This is a genomic window from Bacillus sp. 05T31 (assembly GCF_056396725.1).
In genome coordinates, this window is the sequence record NZ_JBFTMA010001197.1 from 1 (window position 1) to 717 (window position 717).

The following is a 717-nucleotide window of genomic DNA, read 5'->3' on the forward strand; positions in this document are numbered from 1 at the left end:
CGGTAGTACTGTCACACATCAAATATATGAAAGATTACCTGAGGAGCGTCGTAAAAAGGTAGCGATGCATGTATTTGATACAGATGTGAATACATTGAGTAAATTTGATCATATTCGGAAGTTTAAGACGCAAACGAGCTCGAGTAAAACACCGAGAGAGTATATTGCGGGAGATCCAACGATTCCAGAGTGGTTTCCGATGGACCCGACTATACTTGATAAACCGTTAACAGAAGGGGCTGGACAGTTACGCGTCATTTCACGGTTAGCGTTACGTGCTGCGATGAAAGAAGATAAACTCACATCGTTTTGGCAAGAAATCGAGAAGATTTTTCCAGTTACAAGTGATCAGACGGAATATGGTGTACGTGTCATTATTGTAACATCACTAGCCGGCGGAACAGGCTCAGGGATGTTTTTACAAATCGCATTATATTTGCGTGAGATGCTCCGGAAGAAATTGCAGCATCATAACATTTTAATTCGCGGTGCGTTTTTAATGCCAGATGTTTTAGTTAAGACGAGAACGGTTAGTGCGAAAGAGTTTGAAACTGTGCAAGCGAATGGTTATGCATCGTTAAAAGAGTTGCACGCTATTACGCTTGGATCGACTGGTGAATTATCAAAACGAGGCGGCGTAACGATTGAATTAGAATATCGTCCTGATCAAGTGGATGAGGACGGAAGAACAAACCATACGATAAAGCAGCATCATTT

General features: G+C 41.7%; 1 protein-coding gene. It reads left to right on the forward strand.

The annotated features are described in order from the left end of the window. The coding region (locus AC1DJR_RS32390) for a tubulin-like doman-containing protein (protein ID WP_477004505.1) at window positions 1–717 on the forward strand (717 nt) is incomplete at both ends.